The organism is Modestobacter sp. URMC 112 (assembly GCF_053502575.1).
Window position 1 is genome coordinate 3,739,779 of sequence record NZ_CP199957.1, and the last position, 23,464, is coordinate 3,763,242.

The 23,464-nt window shown below is 75.4% G+C and carries 30 protein-coding genes and 1 tRNA gene; 9 read left to right on the top strand and 22 right to left on the bottom strand.

The annotated features are described in order from the left end of the window. Nucleotides 1-37 precede the first annotated feature (37 nt). The 5 genes from ACWIX6_RS17685 to ACWIX6_RS17705 are packed head-to-tail and all read right to left on the bottom strand — an operon-like array spanning nucleotide 38 to nucleotide 3,662. Nucleotides 38-2,329: a heavy metal translocating P-type ATPase gene (locus ACWIX6_RS17685; protein WP_448613742.1), complete on the bottom strand. Its 2,292-nt coding sequence runs from the start codon at nucleotides 2,327-2,329 to the stop codon at nucleotides 38-40. Beyond that, nucleotides 2,326-2,532: a heavy-metal-associated domain-containing protein gene (locus tag ACWIX6_RS17690; RefSeq protein ID WP_448613743.1), complete on the bottom strand. Its 207-nt coding sequence runs from the start codon at nucleotides 2,530-2,532 to the stop codon at nucleotides 2,326-2,328. Before ACWIX6_RS17690 ends, ACWIX6_RS17685 begins: the two co-directional genes overlap by 4 nt. A gap of 24 nt (nucleotides 2,533-2,556) precedes the next feature. Further along, complete coding sequence (locus ACWIX6_RS17695; protein ID WP_448613744.1) at nucleotides 2,557-2,850, bottom strand: metal-sensitive transcriptional regulator; 294 nt, start codon at nucleotides 2,848-2,850, stop codon at nucleotides 2,557-2,559. A 31-nt stretch (nucleotides 2,851-2,881) separates the two neighbouring features. Further along, on the bottom strand, nucleotides 2,882-3,379 hold the full coding sequence (locus ACWIX6_RS17700) for a DUF427 domain-containing protein (RefSeq protein WP_448613745.1): 498 nt from the start codon (nucleotides 3,377-3,379) through the stop codon (nucleotides 2,882-2,884). Nucleotides 3,380-3,437: 58 nt separating this feature from the next. Further along, nucleotides 3,438-3,662, bottom strand: coding sequence for a DUF3618 domain-containing protein (locus ACWIX6_RS17705; protein WP_448613746.1), 225 nt, complete (start codon nucleotides 3,660-3,662; stop codon nucleotides 3,438-3,440). A gap of 64 nt (nucleotides 3,663-3,726) precedes the next feature. Between ACWIX6_RS17705 and ACWIX6_RS17710 the strand changes: the two genes are divergently transcribed. Next, a tRNA-Leu gene (locus ACWIX6_RS17710) sits at nucleotides 3,727-3,807 on the top strand. A 144-nt stretch (nucleotides 3,808-3,951) separates the two neighbouring features. Here the strand turns inward: ACWIX6_RS17710 and ACWIX6_RS17715 are convergent. The 5 genes from ACWIX6_RS17715 to ACWIX6_RS17735 all read right to left on the bottom strand — a co-directional run bounded on the left by ACWIX6_RS17715 (nucleotide 3,952) and on the right by ACWIX6_RS17735 (nucleotide 7,912). Next, nucleotides 3,952-5,076 (bottom strand): diguanylate cyclase domain-containing protein, encoded by a 1,125-nt coding sequence (locus ACWIX6_RS17715; protein WP_448613747.1) that lies wholly within the window; start codon nucleotides 5,074-5,076, stop codon nucleotides 3,952-3,954. Between the two features lie 104 nt (nucleotides 5,077-5,180). Further along, nucleotides 5,181-6,005, bottom strand: coding sequence for a TSUP family transporter (locus ACWIX6_RS17720; protein ID WP_448613748.1), 825 nt, complete (start codon nucleotides 6,003-6,005; stop codon nucleotides 5,181-5,183). A gap of 26 nt (nucleotides 6,006-6,031) precedes the next feature. Continuing rightward, nucleotides 6,032-6,952: a DUF6910 family protein gene (locus ACWIX6_RS17725; protein ID WP_448613749.1), complete on the bottom strand. Its 921-nt coding sequence runs from the start codon at nucleotides 6,950-6,952 to the stop codon at nucleotides 6,032-6,034. Nucleotides 6,953-7,001: 49 nt separating this feature from the next. Further along, the gene (locus ACWIX6_RS17730; RefSeq protein WP_448613750.1) at nucleotides 7,002-7,403 is read right to left on the bottom strand and encodes a hypothetical protein; all 402 of its coding nucleotides are present in this window, start codon (nucleotides 7,401-7,403) and stop codon (nucleotides 7,002-7,004) included. Then, complete coding sequence (locus ACWIX6_RS17735; RefSeq protein WP_448613751.1) at nucleotides 7,403-7,912, bottom strand: cupredoxin domain-containing protein; 510 nt, start codon at nucleotides 7,910-7,912, stop codon at nucleotides 7,403-7,405. The genes ACWIX6_RS17730 and ACWIX6_RS17735 overlap by 1 nt, the downstream gene beginning before the upstream one ends. A gap of 129 nt (nucleotides 7,913-8,041) precedes the next feature. Here ACWIX6_RS17735 and ACWIX6_RS17740 point away from each other — a divergent pair, with 129 nt between their 5' ends. After that, nucleotides 8,042-8,677, top strand: coding sequence for a class I SAM-dependent methyltransferase (locus ACWIX6_RS17740; RefSeq protein ID WP_448613752.1), 636 nt, complete (start codon nucleotides 8,042-8,044; stop codon nucleotides 8,675-8,677). A gap of 16 nt (nucleotides 8,678-8,693) precedes the next feature. Here ACWIX6_RS17740 and ACWIX6_RS17745 read toward each other — a convergent pair whose 3' ends face one another. Then, a complete protein-coding gene (locus ACWIX6_RS17745; protein WP_448613753.1) occupies nucleotides 8,694-9,236 on the bottom strand; it encodes a hypothetical protein in 543 nt (180 codons plus the stop codon). 254 nt (nucleotides 9,237-9,490) lie between these two features. Here ACWIX6_RS17745 and ACWIX6_RS17750 point away from each other — a divergent pair, with 254 nt between their 5' ends. Together ACWIX6_RS17750 and ACWIX6_RS17755 are read left to right on the top strand one after the other, a co-directional pair. Further along, entirely contained in the window at nucleotides 9,491-11,491 is a 2,001-nt protein-coding gene (locus tag ACWIX6_RS17750) for a glycosyltransferase (RefSeq protein ID WP_448613754.1), read from the top strand. Further along, nucleotides 11,488-12,117, top strand: coding sequence for a hypothetical protein (locus tag ACWIX6_RS17755; RefSeq protein WP_448613755.1), 630 nt, complete (start codon nucleotides 11,488-11,490; stop codon nucleotides 12,115-12,117). The genes ACWIX6_RS17750 and ACWIX6_RS17755 overlap by 4 nt, the downstream gene beginning before the upstream one ends. Before the next feature lie 18 nt (nucleotides 12,118-12,135). Here ACWIX6_RS17755 and rdgB read toward each other — a convergent pair whose 3' ends face one another. Then, on the bottom strand, nucleotides 12,136-12,744 hold the full coding sequence (gene rdgB, locus ACWIX6_RS17760; protein ID WP_448613756.1) for an RdgB/HAM1 family non-canonical purine NTP pyrophosphatase: 609 nt from the start codon (nucleotides 12,742-12,744) through the stop codon (nucleotides 12,136-12,138). Continuing rightward, entirely contained in the window at nucleotides 12,741-13,463 is a 723-nt protein-coding gene (gene rph, locus ACWIX6_RS17765) for a ribonuclease PH (RefSeq protein WP_448613757.1), read from the bottom strand. Before rph ends, rdgB begins: the two co-directional genes overlap by 4 nt. A gap of 165 nt (nucleotides 13,464-13,628) precedes the next feature. Between rph and ACWIX6_RS17770 the strand changes: the two genes are divergently transcribed. The 4 genes from ACWIX6_RS17770 (at nucleotide 13,629) to ACWIX6_RS17785 (ending at nucleotide 16,381) form a co-directional block, all read left to right on the top strand. Further along, a complete protein-coding gene (locus ACWIX6_RS17770; protein ID WP_448613758.1) occupies nucleotides 13,629-14,033 on the top strand; it encodes a YjbQ family protein in 405 nt (134 codons plus the stop codon). A gap of 80 nt (nucleotides 14,034-14,113) precedes the next feature. Continuing rightward, a complete protein-coding gene (gene bcp, locus ACWIX6_RS17775) occupies nucleotides 14,114-14,605 on the top strand; it encodes a thioredoxin-dependent thiol peroxidase (protein ID WP_448613759.1) in 492 nt (163 codons plus the stop codon). A gap of 142 nt (nucleotides 14,606-14,747) precedes the next feature. Beyond that, nucleotides 14,748-15,371 (top strand): TasA family protein, encoded by a 624-nt coding sequence (locus tag ACWIX6_RS17780; protein WP_448613760.1) that lies wholly within the window; start codon nucleotides 14,748-14,750, stop codon nucleotides 15,369-15,371. Beyond that, nucleotides 15,368-16,381, top strand: coding sequence for a signal peptidase I (locus ACWIX6_RS17785; protein WP_448613761.1), 1,014 nt, complete (start codon nucleotides 15,368-15,370; stop codon nucleotides 16,379-16,381). Before ACWIX6_RS17780 ends, ACWIX6_RS17785 begins: the two co-directional genes overlap by 4 nt. 6 nt (nucleotides 16,382-16,387) lie before the next feature. Here ACWIX6_RS17785 and ACWIX6_RS17790 read toward each other — a convergent pair whose 3' ends face one another. The 8 genes from ACWIX6_RS17790 to ACWIX6_RS17825 form a co-directional block, all read right to left on the bottom strand. Further along, the gene (locus ACWIX6_RS17790) at nucleotides 16,388-17,341 is read right to left on the bottom strand and encodes a DNA polymerase domain-containing protein (RefSeq protein ID WP_448613762.1); all 954 of its coding nucleotides are present in this window, start codon (nucleotides 17,339-17,341) and stop codon (nucleotides 16,388-16,390) included. 108 nt (nucleotides 17,342-17,449) lie between these two features. Further along, nucleotides 17,450-18,190 carry an MBL fold metallo-hydrolase gene (locus ACWIX6_RS17795; protein ID WP_448613763.1) on the bottom strand — a complete coding sequence of 247 codons (741 nt, stop codon included), beginning with the start codon at nucleotides 18,188-18,190 and terminating at the stop codon, nucleotides 17,450-17,452. Beyond that, complete coding sequence (murI, locus tag ACWIX6_RS17800) at nucleotides 18,187-19,023, bottom strand: glutamate racemase (protein ID WP_448613764.1); 837 nt, start codon at nucleotides 19,021-19,023, stop codon at nucleotides 18,187-18,189. The genes ACWIX6_RS17795 and murI overlap by 4 nt, the downstream gene beginning before the upstream one ends. A gap of 52 nt (nucleotides 19,024-19,075) precedes the next feature. Beyond that, nucleotides 19,076-19,744, bottom strand: coding sequence for an HAD-IA family hydrolase (locus ACWIX6_RS17805; protein WP_448613765.1), 669 nt, complete (start codon nucleotides 19,742-19,744; stop codon nucleotides 19,076-19,078). Further along, nucleotides 19,741-20,691, bottom strand: coding sequence for a PLP-dependent cysteine synthase family protein (locus tag ACWIX6_RS17810; protein WP_448613766.1), 951 nt, complete (start codon nucleotides 20,689-20,691; stop codon nucleotides 19,741-19,743). The genes ACWIX6_RS17805 and ACWIX6_RS17810 overlap by 4 nt, the downstream gene beginning before the upstream one ends. A 43-nt stretch (nucleotides 20,692-20,734) precedes the next feature. Beyond that, the gene (locus tag ACWIX6_RS17815; protein WP_448613767.1) at nucleotides 20,735-21,010 is read right to left on the bottom strand and encodes a MoaD/ThiS family protein; all 276 of its coding nucleotides are present in this window, start codon (nucleotides 21,008-21,010) and stop codon (nucleotides 20,735-20,737) included. A 180-nt stretch (nucleotides 21,011-21,190) separates the two neighbouring features. Next, nucleotides 21,191-21,664, bottom strand: coding sequence for a Mov34/MPN/PAD-1 family protein (locus ACWIX6_RS17820; protein WP_448613768.1), 474 nt, complete (start codon nucleotides 21,662-21,664; stop codon nucleotides 21,191-21,193). 9 nt (nucleotides 21,665-21,673) lie between these two features. Continuing rightward, complete coding sequence (locus ACWIX6_RS17825) at nucleotides 21,674-22,483, bottom strand: isocitrate lyase/PEP mutase family protein (RefSeq protein WP_448613769.1); 810 nt, start codon at nucleotides 22,481-22,483, stop codon at nucleotides 21,674-21,676. A gap of 164 nt (nucleotides 22,484-22,647) precedes the next feature. On the opposite strand from ACWIX6_RS17825, the gene ACWIX6_RS17830 reads away from it, so the two are divergent. Then, the gene (locus tag ACWIX6_RS17830) at nucleotides 22,648-23,004 is read left to right on the top strand and encodes a hypothetical protein (RefSeq protein WP_448613770.1); all 357 of its coding nucleotides are present in this window, start codon (nucleotides 22,648-22,650) and stop codon (nucleotides 23,002-23,004) included. On the opposite strand, the gene ACWIX6_RS17835 is transcribed toward ACWIX6_RS17830, so the two are convergent. Continuing rightward, nucleotides 22,943-23,437 carry a DUF2017 family protein gene (locus ACWIX6_RS17835; RefSeq protein ID WP_448613771.1) on the bottom strand — a complete coding sequence of 165 codons (495 nt, stop codon included), beginning with the start codon at nucleotides 23,435-23,437 and terminating at the stop codon, nucleotides 22,943-22,945. The two genes, ACWIX6_RS17830 and ACWIX6_RS17835, sit on opposite strands and share 62 nt — an antisense overlap. Between the last annotated feature and the right edge of the window lie 27 nt (nucleotides 23,438-23,464).

The following is a 23,464-nucleotide window of genomic DNA, read 5'->3' on the forward strand; positions in this document are numbered from 1 at the left end:
TTCCCGACGCTCTCCGCTCGGTGGCCGCCCGGACGGGTCAGCCGGTGGCCGCGCTGGAGCGGAAGCGGCGCAGCCGGAGGCTGTTGGTCACCACCAGCACCGAGGACGCCGCCATCGCCAGCCCGGCCAGCAGCGGGTCCAGGAAGCCCACGGCGGCCAGTGGGACGAGCGCCACGTTGTAGGCGAAGGCCCAGAACAGGTTGCTCTTGATCACCGCGAGGGTCCGGCGGGACAGCCGGACGGCGTCCACCGCGGCGTCCAGGTCGGCGCGGACCAGCGTGAGGTCGCTGGCCTCGATCGCCACGTCGGTGCCGGTGCCCATGGCCAGGCCCAGGTCGGCCTGCGCGAGGGCCGCGGCGTCGTTGACGCCGTCCCCGACCATGGCGACCACCCGGCCACGGGCCTGCAGGTCACGGACGACGTCCACCTTGCCCGCGGGCAGCACGCCGGCCACCACCTCGCCGCGGTCGGGGTCCAGGCCCACCGAGCGGGCCACCGCGGCGGCCACCCCTGCGTTGTCGCCGGTGACCAGCACCGGTGACAGCCCCAGCGCGCGCAGCCGGGTGATGGCCGCGGCGCTGGACGGCTTGACGGTGTCGGCGACGACGCAGGCCCCCACGACGGTGCCGTCGACGGCGACCAGGACGGCGGTGCGGCCGGCGGCCTCGGCGTGCTCGGCGACCGCGGCCAGCTCCGCCGGCACCTCGGCCGGCATCGCCGACGCCCGTCCGACGACCACCGTCCGGCCCTCGACCCGGCCGGTGACCCCGAGGCCCTGCCGGCTCTCGAAGTCGGTGACCTCGGGCAGCGGCGCCGGCGCGGCGGCGACGACGGCCCGGGCGATCGGGTGCTCGGAGCCGGCTTCCACGGCGGCGGCGAGCCGCAGCGTGTCCGGGGAGCCGGCGACCTCGACCACCGACATCTGCCCGGTGGTCACGGTGCCGGTCTTGTCCAGCAGGACGGTGTCGACGCGGCGGGTGTCCTCCAGCACCTCGGGGCCCTTGATCAGCACGCCGAGCTGGGCGCCCCGGCCGGTGCCCACGAGCAGCGCGGTCGGGGTGGCCAGGCCCAGCGCGCACGGGCAGGCGATGACCAGGACGGCGACCGCGGCGGTGAACGCGGCGGTGACGTCGCCGGTGACCAGCAGCCAGCCGACCAGCGTGCCGAGCGCGACGAGCAGGACGACCGGCACGAACACCGCGGAGACCCGGTCGGCCAGCCGCTGCACCGGGGCCTTGCCGTTCTGCGCGGCGGTGACCAGCCGGCCCAGCTGGGCCAGCGTCGTCTCCGCGCCCACCCGGTCGGCCCGGACGACCAGCCGACCACCGGCATTGACGGTGGCGCCGGTGACCCGGTCACCGGCGGCGACCTCGACCGGCACGCTCTCGCCGGTGAGCATCGACACGTCCACCGCGGACCGCCCGCTGACCACCACGCCGTCGGTGGCGATCTTCTCCCCCGGCCGGACGACGAAGTGGTCGCCGACGACCAGCTGGTCGGCCGGCACCGCCACCTCGCGGCCGTCGCGCAGCACGGTGGCGTCCTTGGCGCCCAGGGTGAGCAACGCGTGCAGGGCGGCGCCGGACCGGCGCTTGGCGCGGGCCTCGGCGTAGCGGCCGGCCAGCAGGAAGACGGTCACCGCGGAGGCGACCTCGAGGTAGAGCGCGTCGTGCCCGGCGCCCTGCTCGGGGAGCAGGGAGAAGGTCATCCGCATCCCGGGCATGCCGGCGTCGCCGAGGAACAGCGCCCACACCGACCACAGGTAGGCCGCGGAGATGCCGATCGAGACCAGCGTGTCCATGGTGCTGGCGCCGTGCCGGGCGTTGACCACGGCGGCGCGGTGGAACGGCCAGGCGCCCCAGACCGCGACCGGGCTGGCCAGGGTGAGGGCCAGCCACTGCCAGTTGGTGAACTGCAGCGGCGGGACCATCGACAGCAGCAGCACCGGCAGGGTCAGGACGGCGCTGACCAGCAGCCGCTGACGCAGGGCCGCGTCGGGGTCAGCGGCGTCCTCCGTCCCGCCGTCGAGGGGCCCGCCGGCCGACGGCGCGGCGACCGGCGGCGGGGGGAGCGTGGCGGAGTACCCGGCCGCGGAGACGGTCGCCAGCAGCTGGTCGGGAGCGACCCGGTCGGGGTCGAAGCGGACGGTGGCCGCCTCGGTTGCGTAGTTGACGCTGGCCTGGACGCCGTCGAGCTTGTTGAGCTTGCGCTCGATCCGGTTCGCGCAGCTGGAGCAGGTCATCCCGGTGATGTCCAGGCGGACCTCGTCCAGCGCGGGGGCGTCCCCCGCCGGCGGACCGGCCGGGGCGGCGTCCGGGCCGGCCGTCACGCCCGGTCGGCGGAGTAGTCCCCCGCTTCGGCCACCGCGGCCTGCACCTGCTCGGGGGAGACGTCGCCGACGACGTGCAGCCGGCCGGTGGCCAGGTCGACGTCGACCTCCTGCACGCCGGCGAGCTCGGTGACCTCCTCGGTCACGGACGCGACGCAGTGCTGGCAGGTCATGCCGCTGACGGTGAAGTCCAGGGTCTGCACGGGTACTCCTCAGAAGTCTGCGGGTCAGGAGCGGACGAGCCGGGCGATGGCCGCGGACGCCTCGGCGATCTTGGCGTCGGCCGACGTCCCGTCGTCGGCCGCGCTGCTGGCGACGGCGTCGCGCACGCAGTGGCCGAGGTGGTCGTCCAGCAGGCCGAGGGCGACCGCCTGCAACGCCTTGGTCGCGGCGGACACCTGGGTGAGGACGTCGATGCAGTACGTGTCCTCCTCGACCATCCGCGCGATGCCGCGGACCTGGCCCTCCACCCGGCGCAGCCGCGCGAGCAACTGGTCCTTGTCCCCTGCGTAACCCGTCATGCTCCCGACTGTACCCCTGGGGGGTAGGGGTTCACCAACCGCGGGTGCCGGGCTCACCCTTGAAGGGGCCGACGACGTCGGAGGTGATCCAGCCGCCGTAGAAGTCACCGGCCTGGGCGCGCACCGGCTCGCCGTCCACCGTGGCCAGGTCGAGCCTGCTCGGGTAGAACGCCAGCGCTCCGCGCAGGTGCTCGTACCCGGCGGTCGGCCGCTCGTAGGACCAGGCGACCGCGGGGTGCCGGACGCCGCCGACGACGGCGTCCCAGTAGGTGGCCATGCCCTTCCACTCGCACCACGACCCGCCCTCGGCGCGCTCCAGCACGCCGGGGACGACGTCCTCGGCCGGCACGTAGTAGACCGGCGGGTGGCTGGTCTCGCAGACCCGGACCGCGCGGTCGGTGGTGGCGATGACCTGGCCGCCGAGGACCAGCTGCACGCGGCGGGGGGTGACCTCGGCCGACGGCGGGCGCGGGTAGTCCCAGACGGACTCCTGGCCGGGGCCGACCGGATCGGGGCGGGGTGGTCGCATGCCCCCGAGTGTGCGCCTCAGCCGGGAGGTGCCCCGCCGTGGCGCCGTGCGCCGGAGCTCAGCGGTTCCGGATCCGCAGGGCCAGGACGACGGTGAGGGTCAGGCCGAGCGCGCCGGCGATCGCCATCCCTGGTGGGCTCTGCAGGAAGGCCAGCGCGGCCGCCTTGCCCTGGGCGGTGAGCCGTGACGGGTTCCCCCGGTAGGCCAGCTCGTCCAGGGTGGACGCGAGGGACTCACGGGCGGCGTCGATCTCGAACTGGATCTGCTGGGGGCTGCGCGGCACGGGCGACAGCCTGCCAGATCGGTGCACACCCGGCCGACCGGCCGCCTCCTACACTCACCCGGGCGCGGGAGTGGTGTAACGGCAGCCACGCCAGACTTAGGATCTGGTGCCTTCGGGCGTGGGGGTTCGACTCCCCCCTCCCGCACGAGCCGGCCCCGGTGGGCAGCCGCCGAACGCCCGGCGGTGCGAGGCTGCGGACCGGACGCGGGTCGTCTGCGTCGCTGGCGACGAGGCGCACCCGCTGTCCTCGACCATCGGCGCCGCACGGGCGGGCCGGGGAGCCGAGGGGTCAGTGCGTCAGCGTGCTGACCCGGTCGCCGCCGGCGGTCTTGGAGCGGTACATGGCGGCGTCGGCGCGGTGCATCAGGTCGCCGACGTCGTCCCCGAGCTCGATCTCGGCGACGCCCACGCTGGCCGTCACGCCGCAGTCGGCTCCGACCAGGGCCACGGCGGCCCGCAGCCGCTCGGCCAGCACCTCACCGGAGAAGGTCACCGAGACCTCGGCGAGGACGGCGAACTCGTCCCCGCCCAGCCGGGCCACGGTGTCGGTCTCCCGCACGACGGCGGACAGTGCCGACCCCACGGCCTTGAGCACGCCGTCCCCCGCGGCATGGCCGCGGGTGTCGTTGACGGCCTTGAAGCCGTCGAGGTCGACGAGGCAGACGACCGTCCGGCGGCCGTCGGCGGCGTCCACCGCGCCCGTGACCCGCTCCATGAACGCCCGCCGGTTGGGGATGCCGGTCAGCGGGTCGGTCGAGGCGAGCGCCTCCTGGGTGCGGATCAGCATCACCTGCCGGTCGTGCACCGCCCAGGAATTGGCCGAGGCCATGGCGCAGATCAGCGTGAACGAGCCCATGACCACCATGAAGAACAGGCCGCTGGTGGAGACGTCGGGGAGCTCGACGACGACGAGGTGGCTGAGGGTCATGATCCCACCCATCGCCACGACGCCGTACGGCGAGTAGGCGACCGCGGCGTAGGTCAGCGCCAGGAACAGCAGCGCGTCCAGCGGGCTCGAGGAACCGCCGTCCAGCCGGGTGATGTAGACGACGACGGCGGTCTCGGCGAGGCTCCAGACGTAGAACAGCGTCGGCCCGCGGGAGTCGCGCATCATCTCGCGCAGCGGGAGCAGCAGCACGCACGGGCAGCCGACGACGACCAGGGCCAGGGCGATCAGGATGCCGGCGGAGTGCCGGCCGGGGCTGTCGGTGAGGAACACGTAGCCGATGGCGCACCACGACGCCACCTCGCTGACCAGCACGCCGATGCGCACGTGCCGGAGCCAGTAGGCGACGCGGTCGTCGTCCCCCGCCAGCGGCCGGTACAGCCCGTCGCGCAGTGCGCGGAGCGCCCGCCGGAGGACCCCCGGCCGGGGGTACGCACCCGACGACGCACCGGCAGCGCGACGGTCCACGGCACCTCGTTCGGTCATGTGGCAGCAATCGGCGTTCTCACCGCGGCGCTTGACGTCCGTCTCACCCCCGCAGGTGAGACGGTCCGGCGCACCCGGCCGCGGGGTCAGCGGTGGCCCCACACCTTGACCGCCGAGAACACCAGGAGCACGACCAGGACCGGCACCAGGACGGCGGCAGGGACGACGCCGAGCAGCAGCCCGCCGGCCACCGTGCCGGCGATCGACCCCGCGGTCATGGCCACCGTGAAGCGCCCGTTCGCGCGCAGCACGCCGAAGGCCTGGTCCCGGCTGTACCGGGCGAACGCCACGACCATCGTCGGGAGGGAGACCGCCAGCGACAGGCTCCCCGCCACCACCACGGGCGCGCCGAACACCAGCACGATCGTGGGGATGAGCAGCTCTCCTCCCGCGACCCCCATCAGCGCCGCCACGATCCCGATCAGCAGGCCGGCGAGCACGCCCACCCCGATCCGCGTCCCGCCGGACAGGTCGAGCGCCGGCAGGACGGCGAGGTGGTCGGCGGCCAGCGCCGCCGCGATCAGCACCAGCAGCCCGGCGAGCACCCGGTGGAGGGTCGCCGAGCGCATCCGCACCGCCCAGGTGGCCCCGAGCCACGCGCCGACCAGGCTGCCGGCCAGCAGGTTCACCACGACCGGCCAGTACGGGGCGACCGTGGCGAAGGGGACGGCCAGCAGCCGGGCCGGCAGCGCGGTCAGCACGACGACCAGGCTCATCGCCTTGTTCAGCACGACCGCCTGGAGGGCGACCAGACCGAAGACCCCGATCAGCAGCGGCAGCCGGAACTCCGCCCCGCCCAGCCCGATCATCCCGCCGAGGACGCCGATGGCCGCGCCCCCGGCGAACGCCAGCGGCAGGGACCGCATCGGGGCCGGAGCGGCGAGCGGCTCGCTGACGTCCCCGGCGGTCACCGGCACACCGTAGGGGCGCCCCGGCGTCAGGTCAGCGTGGCGCGGAGCTCCAGCTCGGCCGACGGGGTGTCCGGGTCGTCGTCGTCCACCACGGCCCGCAGCCGGACCTCGCCGTCCCGGACCTCCCGCAGGGCCAGCCCCTCGACCTTGTGCACGTGACCGCCGACCTCCGGGATCGGTGCGACGGCGACGACGCTGCCGCCGTCCACCAGCACCAGCGCCGTCGCCACCACCGGGCCGTCGTCGACGGCGTTGGGGCTGTCCTCCGCGGCGGCACTGAGCAGCTCCCGCCCGTCGGGCAGCGCGATCGCGTCGGTCACCGCCAGCCCGACCCCCTCGACCTCGCCGAGGTCGTAGACCAGCGGCCGGTCGACCGGCACCGAGTCGGCGCCGGCCCGGCCCAGGACGACGCGGACCAGCCCCTCCAGGGGCAGGTCCACGCTCGCCGAGTCCACGCCCGCGGCCAGGTTGCCGCGCTGGAACCAGCGCACCGTGTCCCCGTGCCGGCTCGCCCCCTCCAGGTTGAGCTGGTCCAGCGGCACGCCCAGCCGGGCGGCCACCCGCTCGTACAGCGGCGCGAGGTCACCCGCCTGCACCACCGGCCGGCCGTCCTCGAGCCGCACGACCACGCCGCGCATCCGCCGCGACGTGGACCCCGACCCGAGCAGCAGCACGGCCGGCTCGCCGTCCACCTCCGCCGGGCAGGCCACCTCCAGGTCCGGCTTGAACCGCTTGGTGCCGCGGGCCTCGCTGAACGTGTCGTGCCCCTCCACCGCCGGCAGCACCCGCACCGCGGTGACCGAGCCGGCGCGGCGCCAGGCGGCGGACGTGGCGTCGTCCTGGGCGATCAGCCAGCCGTCGCCCAGCGGCGCGATGCCCGACGCCGCGGTCACCGGCGTCCCGTCGTCGAAGCGCAACGCCCTGACCTCGTCCACGAAGACCCGCACCGGCCCACTGTGCCCGCCGCCCCCACAGCCCGCGCGGCGGGCGGGGCGGTCAGCCGGCGGTCCGGCCGGCGGTGCGCACCGCGAGCAGGGTGAGGACGACGACCGCCGCCAGCTCGACCCAGAACGACTCCCACCACAGCTGCGCCTGCGTGGTCTCGACGAACCCGAACAGCCCGACGGTGGTCGACAGCACCAGCGCGCCCAGGCTCCCGGCGGCGAACGCGGCCCCCGCGGCCGCCGCCCAGGGCAGCAGCCGCCGGGGCGCGGCGAGGACCAGCAGCGCGCCCCCGACGGCGAGCACCGTCTGCAGCAGGAAAGCCGGGCCGATGACGTCGATGTCGCGGTAGCCCTGCTGCCAGAGGTACCCGTGCACCCCGGCGACCGCCAGGAGCAGGGCGGCGCCGACCGCCCGCAGTGCCCACACCGCCCGGGACCTGGTGACGACCGGCATCAGCTCACCTGGACCGTGAGCTCCATGCCCATCTCCCGGTGGTTGCCCACCGAGCAGTAGAAGACGTACTCGCCCGGCTCGAGCGTCACCGTGACCGAGGTGGTCTCCCCCGGGCCGATCACCTCGCTGGCGGCGACGTCCTCCCCGTCCTGCTCGACGACCAGGTCGTGGCTGCCGTCGCCGTCGTTGACCACCTCGACCGTGTACTCGCCGGCGGTCAGCTGGTCCTGGTCGAGCGCGATGGCGAAGTCGGTCTCGGTGGCCGTGACGGTGGTCGCCGCCGCCGTCCCGCCGCCGGTCGTCGGGCTCGCGCCGGTGGTCGGGCTCGCGCCGGTGGTCGGGGTCGCGCTGGTCGCCGTGGCGGTTCCCTCCGTCCCGGTGTCGTCCCCGGAGGAGCAGCCGCTGAGCCCGGCCAGCGCCAGCGCGGTCGCCAGCGCCAGGGCCGCTCGGCCGGGCCGTCGCCGGCGGCCGGTGACGGTGGGGCGGCAGCTGCGCGGGGACGCGGACACGGGTCCTCCTCGGGTCGAGCACGCGGGCCGGACCGGCACGGACCAGCGAGCGTAGGCCTTTCCCGGCCCGGCCGTGAGGTACCGGCTCCGGCCTTGCGACGCGGGGACCCGGCGGAGGACGCTCCCCCGGTGGGCGTGTTCGCGCGGCAGGTGCGACCCCGGCTGCACGACGCCACCCTGGGCGAGCGGGTGACCGGTCCGATCCGCCGGCGGGTCTGCGCCGGTCTCACCGGCGACGTCCTGGAGATCGGGTTCGGGTCCGGGCTCAACCAGCGCCACCTGCCGCCGGCGGTCACCGGCGTGTGGGCGGTGGAGCCGTCCCGCACGGCGCTGCGGCTGGCCGCGCCCCGCCGGGCCGCGTCACCGGTGCCGGTGGTGGTGGCCGGCGACGACGCCCAGCGCCTGCCGCTGCCCGACGACCGGTTCGACGCCGCGCTGTGCACCTGGGTGCTGTGCAGCCTCCCCGACCCGGCCGCCGCGCTGAGCGAGGTGGCCCGGGTCCTGAAGCCCGGCGCCGCCCTGCACCTGGTCGAGCACGGCCTGGCCCCGGACGCCGACGTCCTGCGCTGGCAGCGACGCGGGAACCGGTTCAACCGGGCGGTCTCCGGCTGCGTCCTGGACGCCGACGTCCCGGCGCTGCTGGCGGCCTCCCCGCTGGCCGTCGCCGAGCTGACCCACCACTACGAGGAGGGGACGCCGCGACCGGCGGGCTCGCTGTACGAGGGCCGGGCGACGGCCCCGGTCGCGGCCCCGGGCGGGGGCTGACCCCCGCCCGGCGGGCTCAGCGGGGGGCGCTGTCGCGCTGGACGGCGGTGAAGCGCACCTGCAGCTGGCTGGACTGCTGCTTGAACTCGTTCCCCCCGGCGGCCGGGAAGGTGACGCTGACGGCGAGGTGGTCCGTGTCGCCGGCGGTGAGGCTGAGCGGGTCGGTCAGCGCCGTGGTGCGCACCATCGGACCCGAGGCCAGCACGGTCCGCTCCACACCGGTGCAGGCCCACCCGGCGGTCCACGCGACCGAGCAGGACCGGACGGTCGTCTGCAGGCCGTTGACCCGGTCGGCGTCCAGCAGGCTGGACGTGGTGGCCACCGTCGCCATGGTCACCGACGACAGGGCGGTGTCCCCGTCGTTGACCAGGTCGACCGCCTGGGTCCGCACGCTGCCGGGCACCATGCTGGCGAAGCTCAGCGGCAGCGCGGCGCCGCCGCCGGGCGCGGCCAGGTCGATCGAGACGACCCCGGTGCCGACCGAGGCGAGCGCCGGGGTGGTGCTGTCGGTGAAGGAACCGAAGACGCCGAGGCCGGCGACGGCGGCCGCGGTGGCCACGACGCGAGCGAGCCGAGGACCCGGGCCGCGGTGGAGCGGCGCCCGGTCCGGGCGGGAGAGGGGACGGTCACGTCTGGTGCTCCTCGGGGAGGCTGACCGGCGGGAGGTCCGCCGACGACCCCGACCGTGCGGCACCAACCGCAGGCCGGCCGCCAGGCGACCGCAAGGAACCCGCATGAACGCGGTTCACCCGACCGGGTGAGCACCGGTTCCCCCGGGGACAGTTCGCGGTCCGGCCCGCCGACTCCCCCTCGGTGACCGTCTTCGTGCCCACACCCGCCGGCCCCGCGCCCCTGCCGCGCCCGGGCCGCGGCCGGCACGCCGCGCCCGGCCGGCTCGGCGAGGTGCTGGTCGAGCACGGTGTGCTCACCGAGCAGCGGCTGGCCGAGGCCCTGGACCAGCACGTGCGGGTCGGCGCGCCGCTGGGCGCGGTGCTGCTGGCCCGGGGCTGGGTCACCCGCCGCGAGCTCTACGTCGCCCTGGCCGAGGTGTGGGGCGCGGACATGGCCTTCGTGGACCCGGTGGAGGTCGACGAGGACCTCGCCCGGCTCTTCCCGGCCGCGGTGCTGGCCCGGGAGACCTGGTTGCCGCTGCGCGTGGAGCGCGACGGCGACGGTGAGCTGCAGGTCGTGGTGGCCACCGCCGGCCGCCCGTCGGCGCACGTCGCCGAGGAGGTGGTGCAGCGCACCGGCATCGGCCGGGTCCGCCAGGTGGTGACCACCGACTGGGACGTGCAGCGGGCGCTGCGCACGGTGTGGCGCGACGACCTGGTGCACGACGCGGTGAGCGCGCTGGCCGAGCGCCGGCCGGACGAGTCGGCGTCCACGGTGTTCGTCTGGCAGCAGGTGGCGCTGGCCGCCGCCGTCCTCGCCGGGACGCTGGTGAGCGCCGTCCTGTGGCCCTCAACCACCGTGCTGGTGCTGGTCGCCGCGCTCAACGTCGCGGTCGCCCTCGCCGTCGGCGCCAAGGCCGTGATCAGCACCATCGGCACCGCCTGGGAGACCGTCGAGCAGGTCACCGGCGACGAGGTCGCCGCCCTGGACGACGCCGACCTCCCCGTCTACACGATCCTCGTCCCGGTCTACCGGGAGGCCGGCATCGTCGGGCTGCTGATGCGCAATCTCGCCGACCTGGACTACCCGCGGGAGAAGCTGGAGATCCTGCTCCTGCTGGAGGAGGACGACCCGGAGACGCTGAGCGCCGCGCTGGCCGCCGCGCCGCCGGACATCGTCCGCATCGTCGTCGTCCCGCACTCGCTGCCCAAGACCAAGCCGCGGGCCTGCAACGTGGGCCTGGCCTTCGCCCGCGGCGAGTACGTCGTCATCTACGACGCCGAGGACCGCCCGGACGCCGACCAGCTCAAGAAGTCGCTCGTCGCCTTCGCCAAGGGCGGGGACGACCTGGTGTGCGTGCAGGCGGCGCTGAACTACTTCAACGCCCGGGAGAACCTGTTGACCCGGATGTTCACCCTCGAGTACTCGTCCTGGTTCGACTACACGCTGGCCGGCCTGGACCGGCTGCGGCTGCCCATCCCGCTGGGCGGCACCAGCAACCACTTCCGCACCGACATGCTGCGCGACCTCGGCGGCTGGGACCCCTACAACGTCACTGAGGACGCCGACCTGGGCATCCGCGCCTCCGCCCGGGGACACCGCGTCGCCGTGGTCAACTCCACGACGTACGAAGAGGCCAACATGGCCGTCGGGAACTGGATCCGGCAGCGCAGCCGCTGGATCAAGGGCTACATGCAGACGGTGCTCGTGCACACCCGCCACCCGTGGCGGCTGCTGCGCAGCGTGGGGGTCCGGCAGACCGCCGGCTTCGCCCTGCTGGTCGGCGGGACGCCGCTGATGTTCCTGGCCACCCCCTGGCTCTACGCCCTGTTCGTGGCCGAGCTGGTCCGGCCCGGCATCCTGCTGCCGGCCCTGCCCCCGTGGCTGGTCACCGTCAGCCTGGGCAACCTGCTGCTCGGCAACGGGGTGATCGTCTACCTGTCGCTGCTGGCCGGCTTCAAGCGCCGGACCTACGAGCTGGTGCCGTTCGCGCTGCTCTCCCCGCTGTACTGGCTGCTGCACTCGGTCGCGGCCTACAAGGGCGCCTGGCAGCTGCTGACCAGGCCGTTCTACTGGGAGAAGACCGACCACGGGTTGTCCAGCCACGTGCGGTCGGACGCCCTGCCGGTCGACGCGGCCCCCGACGAGCCGGAGGACGACGTCCTCACCCGGCTCGGGTTCACCGTCGAGGACCCGGCGTGAGCCCGGCCGACCCGCTCGCCGTCCTGCGCGTCGACGCCACCCCGGCCGAGGCGGAGCAGTGGTCGGAGGCCCGCTTCCGGCGGGCCACCGCCCCGGCGACGCTCCCCCGGGTGCCGATGCGCCGGGTGATGACCGTCAGCGGCGCCGTCCTGGCCGCCGAGGTGCTGGTCATGCTGGCCACCGGCCGGTCGCTGCAGGAGGCGCTGCTGCCCGGCTACGCGATCCTGATGGTGACCTTCGGGCTGGTGTTCTGCCTGGGCGCGGTCACCGTCGCCGGCTTCGCCGCCGGCGCGGCCGCCGCGGCGCTGCTCGTCCTGGAGGTCGGCTCCCTGCCGCCGATGCTGGCCGGCGCCGCGGTGCTCGCCCTGGGCTGCGGGGTGGCCCCCGGCTGGGCCCGGGTCGAGGCCTGGCAGGCGGCCCGCACCCGTCCGCTGACCTCGGAGGAGGAGGCCGCCGCCGCGCAGCGGCCGGTGAGCGGGTCGGGCCCGCGCCGCTGGGTGCCCGGCGTCCGGCTGCGCACCTACTGGCGCACCGACCGGGTGCTGGCCGCCTTCCTGGTGCTGGCCTTCCCGCCCGGCGTCACCGCGTTCGCGCTGTGGTCCGTCGAGGCCCTGGCGGGCCGCTGACGTCCGCGTCCGGGGACCTCAGCTGCCGAGGACCTCGGCGAGCACCGGGACCAGCGCGGCGAAGGCCTGCCCCCGGTGGCTGCGGGCGTCCTTCTCGGCCGGGTTCAGCTCGGCGGCGGTGACCGACAGCCCCTCGGGCACGAACACCGGGTCGTAGCCGAAGCCGTTGCTCCCGCGCGGCTCCCGGGCGACGCTCCCCCGCCACTGCCGCTCCAGCACGTAGTCGGTGCCCTCGGGGGTGACCAGCGCCGCCGCGCAGACGAACGCCCCGCCGCGCCGCTCGTCCGGGACGTCGGCGAGCTGGCCCAGCAGCAGCGCGGTGTTCGCGGCGTCGTCCCCGTGCCGGCCGCACCAGCGGGCCGACAGGACCCCGGGCATCCCGTTGAGCGCGTCCACGGCCAGGCCGGAGTCGTCGGCCACCGCCGGCAGTCCGGTGTACCGGACCGCCTCCCGGGCCTTGAGCAGGGCGTTGTCCTCGAACGTCGCGCCGGTCTCGGGAGCCTCGGGGTACTCGGGGACGTCGCGCAGGCCGACCACCTCCACCCCCGGCACCGCGCTGGACAGCAGCCGCTGCAGCTCGGCGAGCTTGCCGGGGTTCCGGGTGGCCAGCAGCAGCCGGGTGCTCACCGGGCCAGCGCCTTCTGCTGCAGCTGGGTCAGCTCCGCGCACCCGGTGACGGCCAGGTCGAGCAGCGCGTCCAGGGTGGGCCGGTCGAACACCGCCCCCTCGGCGGTGCCCTGCACCTCGACGAAGCTGCCGTCCCCGGTGCACACGACGTTCATGTCGGTGCCGGCCTTGACGTCCTCCTCGTAGGCCAGGTCCAGCCGGGGCTCCCCGTCGACCACCCCGACGCTGACCGCGGCGACCGACTGGCTGATGGCGGTGGGCCGGGCCAGCTTCTTGCGCTCGCCGAGCCAGGAGACGGCGTCGGCCAGCGCGACGTAGGCGCCGGTGATGGCCGCCGTCCGGGTGCCGCCGTCGGCCTGCAGGACGTCGCAGTCCAGCGCGATGCTGTTCTCGCCCAGCGCGGCCAGGTCGATGCTGGCGCGCAGCGAGCGGCCGATCAGCCGGCTGATCTCGTGGGTCCGGCCGCCGATCCGGCCCTTCACCGACTCCCGGTCGCTGCGGGTGTGGGTGGCGCGCGGGAGCATCGAGTACTCGGCGGTCACCCAGCCCAGGCCCGAGCCGCGGCGCCAGCGGGGGACGCCCTCGGTGACGCTGGCCGCGCACAGCACCCGGGTGCGGCCGAACTCGACGAGCACCGAGCCCTCGGCGTGGTCGAGCCAGGAGCGGGTGATGGTCACCGGGCGGAGCTGGTCGGCCGCGCGGCCGTCGGGGCGGGTCACCCCACGGAGGCTAGTGCTGCGCACATCGTCACCCTCAGGGCGACACCGCGGCCAGGTGCCGTCCCCGGCTGCGGTGAGCCGCTGCGTGGACCACCGGCGGGAGGTCTCCGACCCCCGCGCCGGCGCTCCACAGCGGTCCTCCGGACCGCGTGACACCCTCGCTTCATGCGATCGGAGCTGCGGGCGGTGCGGACGGGCGGGGTCCCCTCGGTGGTCGACCTGACCGACGAGTGCGCGGAGTTCGTCCGCGCGGAGGGCGACGGCCTGCTGCAGGTGTTCGTGCCGCACGCGACGGCCGGCGTGGCGGTCATCGAGACGGGGGCGGGCAGCGACGACGACCTGCTGGCCCAGCTGGACGAGCTGCTCCCCCGCGACGACCGGTGGCGGCACCGGCACGGGGCGCGCGGCCACGGCCGGGACCACGTGCTGCCGGCGTTCGTCCCGCCGCACGCCACCGTGCCGGTGCTGGAGGGCCGGCTGGCGCTGGGCACCTGGCAGCGGATCTGCTTCGTCGACACCAACGTCGACAACCCCAGCCGGCACGTGCGGCTGAGCTTCCTGGCCGGGTGAGCGGCCGGGCGGCTCCTGGGTGACCACGGCGGCGGGACGGCGGTTGGGTCCTGTCGGGCGGGTGCGGCACGATGCCGGGCATGACCGAGACCGACGTCGCCCCCGTCCGCCTCACCCCCGGTGACGTGGCGCCGGACTTCACCCTGCCCGACGCCGACGGCACCCCCGTCTCGCTGGCCTCCTACCGCGGCCGGCGGGTCATCGTCTACTGCTACCCGGCGGCGCTGACCCCGGGCTGCACCACCCAGGCCGTCGACTTCACCGCGGCCGCCGGCGACCTCGCCGAGGCCGGGCTGGACATCATCGGCATCTCCCCCGACGCCCCCGACAAGCTGCTGCGCTTCCGGGAGAAGGAGGAGCTGGGCATCACCCTGGTCTCCGACCCGGACAAGGAGACGCTGCGCGCGTACGGCGCCTTCGGCCCGAAGAAGCTGTACGGCAAGGAGGTCGTCGGGGTGATCCGCTCGACGTTCATCGTGGACGCCGAGGGCCGGATCGAGAAGGCCGCCTACAACGTCAAGGCCACCGGCCACGTGTCCAAGCTGCTGCGCGACCTGGGCCTGGAGGGCTGACCTCCCCGCCGGCAGGCGACCGTCCCGGACGGGCGCCATCCGGTTGACGTCAACATCGCCGCGCCCGGTGCCGATGGTGCCGGTGAGCGCACCGGCGGCCCCTCCTGGTGGACGCGAGGTGGACGTCCTGCGAGGAGACCGGATGGCTGGCACCGACGTGGTCGGCGAGCCCGACCGTGAGGTCGGCATCGGCCGGAAGCTCCTGCTCAGCGCCGCCGCACTGGGCGCCTCGCTGGCCGTCGCGGCGACCGGCAGCTACGCGGCGTTCAGCGCCAGCGTCACCGACGGGCACTCGGTGGCCACCGGGACGGCGCAGCTGGTGCTGGGCACGGCCGGGTCGGCCGCCAACCGGCTGGCCGTGGACGCCGTCGACCTCTCCCCCGGCGACACCGTCCAGCGGGCCTTCGACCTGCGCAACTCCGGCACCACGGACCTGGCCACGTTCACGCTGACCACGACCGGCACGGCCGCGTCCCCGCTCTACACCGACGCCGTGCACGGGCTGCAGGTCCGCGTGGAGCGGTGCACGGTGGCGTGGACGGAGTCGGGCTCGGCGCCCGGCTACACCTACGGCTGCACCGGCAGCCGGACGACGGTCCTGGCCTACCGGCCGGTGGCGATGACCGCGCAGGCCCTGTCGGGGATGCTGGCCGGCCAGCCGGGCGGCACGGACCACCTGCTGCTGACCGAGCTGCTGCCCACGACCGCGGACAACACGTTCCAGGGCAGGGCGGCCTCGGTCACCTACGTCGTCGACGCGGCGTGAGCGCCCCGGCGCCGGGCGGCGCCGACGGGGCCGGTCCGCCGCGGCCCCGCCGCCGCCGCGCCGCGCTGCTGCGGCGGCACGGCGCCACCGTGCTGCTGGTGCTGTGCCTGTCGGTGCTGGCCGGCACGCTGCTGGCCGGCCGGTCCGGGATCCGGCTGGTCACCGTCGACAGCGGCAGCATGGCCCCCGCCCTGCCGGCGGGCGCGGTCCTGGTGGAACGGCACGAACCGCTCGCCGGGCTGCGGACCGGAGCGGTCATCACCTTCCACGCCCCCACACCTGCCCCTCCGCTGCTCACCCACCGGGTCGTCGCCGTCGACCACTCCGGCGGGCGGACCGTGGTCCGCACCCGCGGGGACGCCAACCCCGGCCCGGACCCCTGGGAGGCACAGCTGCTCGGCGACCGGGTGTGGGTGGTCGTGGCCGCCGCGCCGTGGGGCGGCCGGCTGGTCGACGCCGTCCGCTCGCCGCTCGGCCTGACCACGGTCGCCGTCGTGCTCCCCGGGGTCTTCGCGGTCTCGGCCCTGCGGTCGATCTGGCGTCGCCCGGACACCCCCGCGCGCGACCCCCGACGCCGCCGGGCAGGACGCCGCTCCGCCGCCCTGCTCGCCGTGGTCGGTGGGCTCGCGGCCGGCACCGGTGGGCCCGCCCCGGCCGACGCCGCCTTCACCGCCCGGGTCTCCGGCGGTCACGCGGTCAGCACGGTGTCGCTGACCCCGCCGTCCGCGGTGACCCTGCAGGACGCCTGCCCCATCACCGGCTCGGCGGTCGACGTCTCGTGGACGGCCACCGGGACCACCGCGACCGGGTACCGGATCGAGCGCCGCACCGACCCGGCGCCGACGTGGACTCCGCTGACGACCGTCCCGGCCGGCGACCGCACCTACCGGGACTCCACCGTCGTGACGCTCATCCAGTACACCTACCGCGTCAGCGCGGTGCGCGGCAGCTGGTCGTCGACCCCGGCCGTGTCCCCGTTCCTGGTCCTCACCGGCACCTGCAGCCGCTGACCATCTTCAGCCGCTCTCGCCGGCCGCCTTGGCGCGGGCCCGGCGCTTCCCCTCGTGCATGGCCTGCACCCGGGCGACCGGGATGGTGTGCCCCTCGGCGACGAGGTCGGCGGGCAGCCGCTGCGGCGCGGGCAGCGCGGCGGTCCACGGGTCGGAGTCGCCGAAGCGCTCGCCCGCGGTGCGCACCGTGACGTCGCCCGGGCGGACGGCGTCCAGGTCCGCCCAGCCGACCGGCGCGGAGACCGGCAGGCCCGGGCGGACGCGGGGGCTGTAGGCGGCCACGATGGTGCCCCGGCCCGAGCGGGTGGAGTCCACGAAGACCCGGTCCCCTCGTTCGGCGACCACGTAGGCGGTGGTCGCGAGCTCCGGGTCCAGCCGCTCGGCGCGCGCCGCGAGGGCACGGGTGGCCGCCGCGACGTCCTCGGCAGCGGAGCCGTGCACCGGGACGACGACGTGCAGCCCGCTGGACCCGCTGGTCTTCACCGCCGCCGACAGCTCGCACTGGGCGAGCGCCTCCCGGCACAGCAGCGCGGTGCGGACGACGACGTCGAAGGGGGCGCCGTCGGGCGGGTCGAGGTCGAGCACCAGTCCGGTCGGCTGCTCGTCGTCCACCCGGCTGAACGGGACGTGGAACTCCACCGCCCGCTGGTTGGCCAGCCACAGCAGGGTCCGCCGGTCGTCGCAGAGCACCTGGTGGACCTCGCGCCGGGCCCGGTCGGACCAGGTGGCCACCGTGCGCACCCAGTCCGGAGCGCCCTTGGGCACGTCGCGCTGGATGAAGGGCGCCGCCCCGGGCCGGATCCGCTTGACGGTCAGCGGCCGCCCGGCCAACAGCGGCACCAGCCGGTCGGCGAACGCGTCGAGGTGGTCGACCAGGTCGCGCTTGGCCACCTCGAGCCCGTCGCCCAGCGGGGAGTCCAGGCTGGTCAGCCGGACGCCGTCCCGTTCCTCGTCTGCCATCCGGTCACCGTGCCCGCCCGACACCGGCCGGGCAACCCGTCCCGCCGGCCCACGGCCCCTCTGCAGGGGCCCGCGCCGAGCTTGCGAGTGGTGGGGGGCAAGGGGGTCCTACATCTCGTAGGAGGCGGCGTGCCGGGCGAGCTCGGCGGGCGGGAACGCCGTCCGGGCATCGGCGAGCTGGGCCTCGGGGTCGACCCACGCGGGCACGTGGGTGACCAGCAGCCGCCCGACCCCGGCGGACGCGGCCAGCTCCCCGGCCTCACGCCCGGTCAGGTGCAGCGACGGCGGCAGCCCCGGCACGTCGGGGTGGGAGGCCTCGGACAGCAGCACGTCGGCGCCGCGGGCGAGGTCCTCGACGGCGGCCGAGGGACCGGTGTCGCCGGTGTAGACCAGCGACCGGCCGCCGGCGGTCAGCCGCACCGCGTGGCACTCGACCGGGTGCGCGGTCCGCGCCGTGCGGACCCGAAAGGGGCCCAGCGTCCACTCCCCCGGCCCGATGGGGACCACGTCGAAGACGTCGTCGATCGCGGCGCCGCCACCGTCGTAGGCGAGCGCGAGCCGCCGGTCGGCGCCCACCGGCGCGTACAGCGGGAGAGGGGTGCGGGCGGCCTGGCCGGAGTAGCGGTGCCAGACGATGAACGGCGCGACGTCCAGGCAGTGGTCGGCGTGCAGGTGCGACAGGTACACCGCGTCGACGGCGGCCGGGCCGGCCAGCGCGACCAGTGACCCGAACGCCCCGTTGCCGAGGTCCAGCAGCAGGCCGAAGCCGTCGTGCTCGACCAGGTAGCAGGAGGCGGGCGAGGTCGGGCCCGGGGCGCTGCCCGAGCAGCCGACCACGGTCAGCCTCACGTCGACACCGCCGGGCCGGCACCGACCGCGGTGCGGGTGACCATGTCGACCTCCGGGCCGAGGAAGCGGCGACCCAGCCGGGCGAAGGGCTCCGGGTCCCCGGTGGCCAGGAACCGGTGCACCGGCGGCGGCGCCTCCGGGTCGCGGAGCAGGTCGGCGCGGGTGAGCACCCGGTAGACGTCCTTGGCGGTCTCCTCGGCGCTGGACACCAGGGTCACCTCGTCGCCGAGCACGAGGGAGAGGACGCCGGTGAGCAGCGGGTAGTGGGTGCAGCCCAGGACGACGGTGTCCACGCCGGCGCCCAGCAGCGGGTCGAGGTAGGACTGGGCCAGCCCCAGCAGCTGCCGGCCGCTGGTCACCCCGCGCTCGACGAAGTCCACGAAGCTCGGGCAGGCGGCGCTGGTGACGGTGATCTGCGGTGCGGCGGCGAAGGCGTCCTCGTAGGCACCGCTGGTGACGGTGGCCTGGGTGCCGATCACGCCGACCCGGCCGTTTCGGGTGGCGGCGGTGGCGCGGCGGACGGCGGGCAGCACCACCTCGACCACCGGGACGTCGTAGCGCTCGCGGGCGTCGGCCAGGCACGCGGCGCTGGCGGTGTTGCAGGCGACCACCAGCATCTTGACCCCGGCGTCGACCAGCTCGTCCATGACGGCGAGGGAGTGCCGGCGGACCTCGGCGATGGGCAGCGGGCCGTAGGGGCCGTGCGCGGTGTCGCCGAGGTAGCGGACCGCCTCGTGCGGCAGCTGGTCGAGCACCGCCCGGGCGACGGTCAGCCCGCCCACGCCGGAGTCGAAGATGCCGATCGGTGCGTCGGCTGCGGTCGTCGTCCCCATGTCACGCGCCAGGCTAGCCACCGGTACCGACAGGACGGGCGGGGCGGCGGGCTCAGGCGGCGCGGGCCGGGCGGCGCAGCAGCGCGGCCGCGGGCAGCAGCAGGCCGTCCCCGGTCCAGCGGGAGCCGGTCAGGTCGCGGACGACGACGTCGGCCGGGCTGGCCAGGGCGCCCTCGCCGATGCCGACCACCCGGCAGCCGGCCGCCCGGCCGGCCGCGATGCCGCTCCCGCTGTCCTCGAGCACCAGCACGTCGGCGGGCGCCAGCCCCAGCCGGGCCGCCGCGGACGCGTACCCCTCCGGGTCGGGCTTGCCGGCGGTCACGTCCTCGGCGGTGACCACCACGGCCGGCGGGACCACGCCCGCCGCCCGCAGCCGTGCCGTCGCCAGCTCACGGACCCCGGACGTGACGACCGCCCACGGGACGCCGTCCAGCTGCGGGACCAGCTGCAGGACGCCGGGGACGGCGGTGGTGCCGTCGACGTCCTCGAGCTCGTAACGGGTGATCAGCGCGACCGACCCCTCGACCCGCCCGGGCTCGACGAAGACGGCGACCGTGTCGGCCGCCCGGCGACCGGGGACCGCGGCCATGACCTCGTCGGCGTCCAGCCCGTGCTCGCGCGCCCACCGGCGCCACGAGGACTCCACCCCGGTCTCGGAGTCGACCAGCACGCCGTCGTTGTCGAACAGCAGCCCCCGCGCCGGCAGGGTGAGGTCGCTCATGCCCAGAGCTGGCCCTCGAGGGCCGAGCTGGCCTCCTCCAGGGTGCCGGCGTAGGCGCCGGTGGACAGGTACTTCCAGCCGCCGTCGCACACGATGAAGACGATGTCGGCCCTGCGGCCGGCAGCGACCTCCTTGTCCGCGATCCCGAGGGCGGCGTGCAGGATCGCGCCGGTCGAGATGCCGGCGAAGATCCCCTCGCGCTCCACCAGCTGGCGGGTCCGGTGGATGGCGTCGTCGGGGCCGACGGAGAACCGGGAGTCCAGCAGCTCGGCGTCGTACAGCTCGGGGATGAACCCCTCGTCGATGTTGCGCAGGCCGTAGACCAGCTCGCCGTAGCGCGGCTCGGCGGCGACCACCTGGACACCGGGCTTGTGCTCGCGCAGGTACCGGGAGACGCCCATCAGGGTCCCGGTGGTGCCGAGCCCGGCGACGAAGTGGGTGATCGACGGCATGTCGGCGAGGATCTCCGGGCCGGTGCCGGTGTAGTGCGCCTCGGCGTTGGCCGGGTTGCCGTACTGGTAGAGCATCACCCAGTCGTCGTGCTCGGCGGCCAGGCCCTTGGCGACGGCGACCGCCTGGTTGCTGCCGCCGGCCGCCGGGGAGCTGATGATCTGCGCGCCGTACATCTCCAGCAGCTGGCGGCGCTCGATCGAGGTGTTCTCCGGCATGACGCAGATCAGCCGGTAGCCGCGCTGCCGGGCGACCATGGCCAGCGAGATGCCGGTGTTGCCGCTGGTCGGCTCGAGGATCGTCGCCCCGGGCCGCAGCTTCCCCTCCTTCTCCGCCGCCTCGATCATCGCGATGGCGGCGCGGTCCTTGATCGAACCGGTCGGGTTGTGGTCCTCCAGCTTCGCCCACAGCCGGACGTCGGGCGTGGGCGACAGCGACGGCAACCCCACGAGCGGGGTGTTGCCGAGGGAGTCGACGAGGGAGGCGAAGCGGGCCATGGGGGATCTCCTACGGGGCGGCGGTGGCGACGGACGGTGCCCGTCAGCCGCCGGCGACGGCCGGCAGGATCGTCACGGAGTCGCCGTCCTTGACGGCGGTGTCCAGCGCACCGGTGAAGCGCACGTCCTCGTCGTTGACGTACACGTTGACGAAGCGGTGCAGCTTGCCCTCCTCGGTCACCAGGCGGTTCTTGATGCCCGGGTGCTGGGAGTCGATGTCGTCGACCAGGGCGCCGAGCGTGGCGCCGCTGCCCGCGACGGTCTTGTTGCCGCCGGTGTGGGTGCGCAGGATGGTCGGGATCCGGACCTCGATGGCCATGGGTGTGCTCCTCAGGGTGGGTGCGTGGATACGGCGATCCGCTGCCGGAGGTGCACGCAGCGGGAGGTGCGACTGGTCAGGGCAACGCAGCGGACCGGACGACGATTCCGTCAGGCCCTTCGGCCCCGCTGCAGGGGCCCGCGCCGAGGTACGAGGCGTGGGGGGCAGCGGGGTCCTTCGTCAGTCGTAGACGACCGTCGTCGGCGAGTGGCCGAACAGGTAGGACTCGACCACGTCGACGTCCTCCTCGCGCACCTCGCCGTCGACGATGCGGAAGCTGCGGAACTCGACGTCGTCGCCGACCAGGCCGGTCTGCGTCCCGTGCTCGCGGGTGGAGACCAGCACGTAGTGCGCCTCGGGCTCGGAGGCGTAGCTGATGTCGGTGCGTGAGGGACGGGCTTCGGTGGCGGTGTGCGAGTGGTAGACGACCACCGGCACCTCGTCCCGGGCGTCCATGTCGCGGTAGAGCTTCAGCAGGTCGGCGCTGTCGAACTCGTAGAACGTGGGCGACCGGGCCGCGTTCAGCATCGGGATGAAGCGCTCGGGGCGGTCGCTGCCCTCGGGGCCGGCCACGACACCACAGGCCTCGTCCGGGTGGTCCTGCCGGGCGTGGGCCACGATGGCGTCGTAGGTCGCGCGGTCGATGCGCAGCACGGCCCGAGTCTAGATGACCTGTCCCCCGGGGTCCGCGCCTCGGTACCGGCTGAGCAGCTGCTGGACGTCGTCGTACGGGAGCGGGACGCCGGCCGGGGGGCTCCCGGCGCGCGCCGCCTCGGCGGCGCCGAGGGCTGCGGCCAGGGAGTGCCGGTAGAGCGCCGAGCCGGTGCTGATCCGGGCGACCCCGGCGGAGCGCAGGTCGGCGAGGTCGGCGCGCGGCTGCCAGAGCACGTTCAGGGGCAGCGGGACGGCGCCGGTCACGGTCCCGATCGCCTGGAGGTCGGTCAGCCCCGGGGTGAAGACACCGGAGGCGCCGGCGTCGCCGTAGGCCTGCAGGCGGCGGACGGTCTCGCGGAGCCGGTCCTGGTCGGGCCCGACGCCGAGCCAGTAGGTGTCGGTGCGGGCGTTGACGAACAGCCCCGGTGCCGCGGCCGTGACGGCGCGGACGACGGCGGCGTGCTCGGTCACCGGCCGGAGCTGACCGTCCGGGCGGCCGTCCTCGAGGTTGATCCCGGCGACGCCGAGGGCGTGCAGCTGCGCGGCGAGGGCCGCGACCTCCGCGGGGTCGTCGCTGTAGCCGCCTTCCAGGTCGACGGTGAGGGGCACGGGCAGCCGCGGCACCAGCGCGGCGGCCAGGTGGACCGTGAGCTCGCGGCCGAGCCCGGCTCCGTCGGGCAGCCCGGCGGCGGCGGTGATGCCGAGGCTGGTGGTGCCGATCGCGGGGAAGCCGGCGTCGGCGAGCAGCAGCGCGGACGCGACGTCCCAGGCGTTGGGCAGCAGGAACGGGCCGGGGCCGCGGTGCAGCGCAGCGAACACCGACGTGCTCGTCACGACTGCCCGGCCAGGCCGGTCGCGGGCACCCGCACGACGGGCCGGGACCTCTCGGTGCTCGAGGGCATGGGCGCAACGTAGCCGCGCACGGGTCCGGCGGACGAGCTGATCGTCCTCCAGCGGACCCCGAGCCGATAGCGTCGGGACCCGTGGTACTCGAGGTGCTGATGGCCGTCGGCGTGCTGCTGGTGCCGCTGCCCGCCCTCGCCCTCGGGGTCGCCGGGCTGCGGCAGCGCAACGGCCGCGCCAGCACCGACCAGCGGACCGACCGGATCGAGCTGGCGCTGCTGGTCACCGGCCGGGCACTGGCCCTGCTGCTGCTGACCGCGCTGTCCGGGGTGACCCTGCTGTCCTGCGTCGGCGGGCTGGTCAAGGGCATGCCCGTGCCCAGCCTGGTCTACGTGTTCTTCCTCGCCGACCTGCTCATCGCGGTGCTGGTGCTGCTCACCTTCGGGCGCCGCGACCCGCGGCGATCGCGTCGACCAGCGAGCCCTGCACGGCGGTGAGCCAGTAGTAGACGGTCAGCTGGGAGGCCTCGTCGCCGGCCGGGTCGTCGGGGGGCTCGGTCTCGGCGGTGATGCCCAGCCGGGTGCCCAGCGCCAGCCGGAGGTCGTTGGTGGTGCGCAGCCACGCGCGGGCCTGCTCGTCGTCCAGCCGGACCTCCCCGCCCCGGCCGGGAAGGGTGGCCCGGACCATCGCCAGGTCGTCGGCCTTGCCCTCGCGCAGCGCCGACGCGGTCAGGTCGCGGTACTCCGCGGCCAGGTCGGGGTCGCTGTGCCCGGGGGGCAGCAGCCGCTCGACCACCGGGTCGCCCCCGGCGTCGTCGGGGTCGGCGGTGAGCAGCTGCTCCAGCTGGTCCAGCAGCAGACCGACGATGCTCGCCTCGGCATCGACGAACCGGGCGACGACGGCGTCGCCCTTGCGGCGGAAGGGCTTCACCGGGTCTCCCCGCTCGCGCCCGCCGGC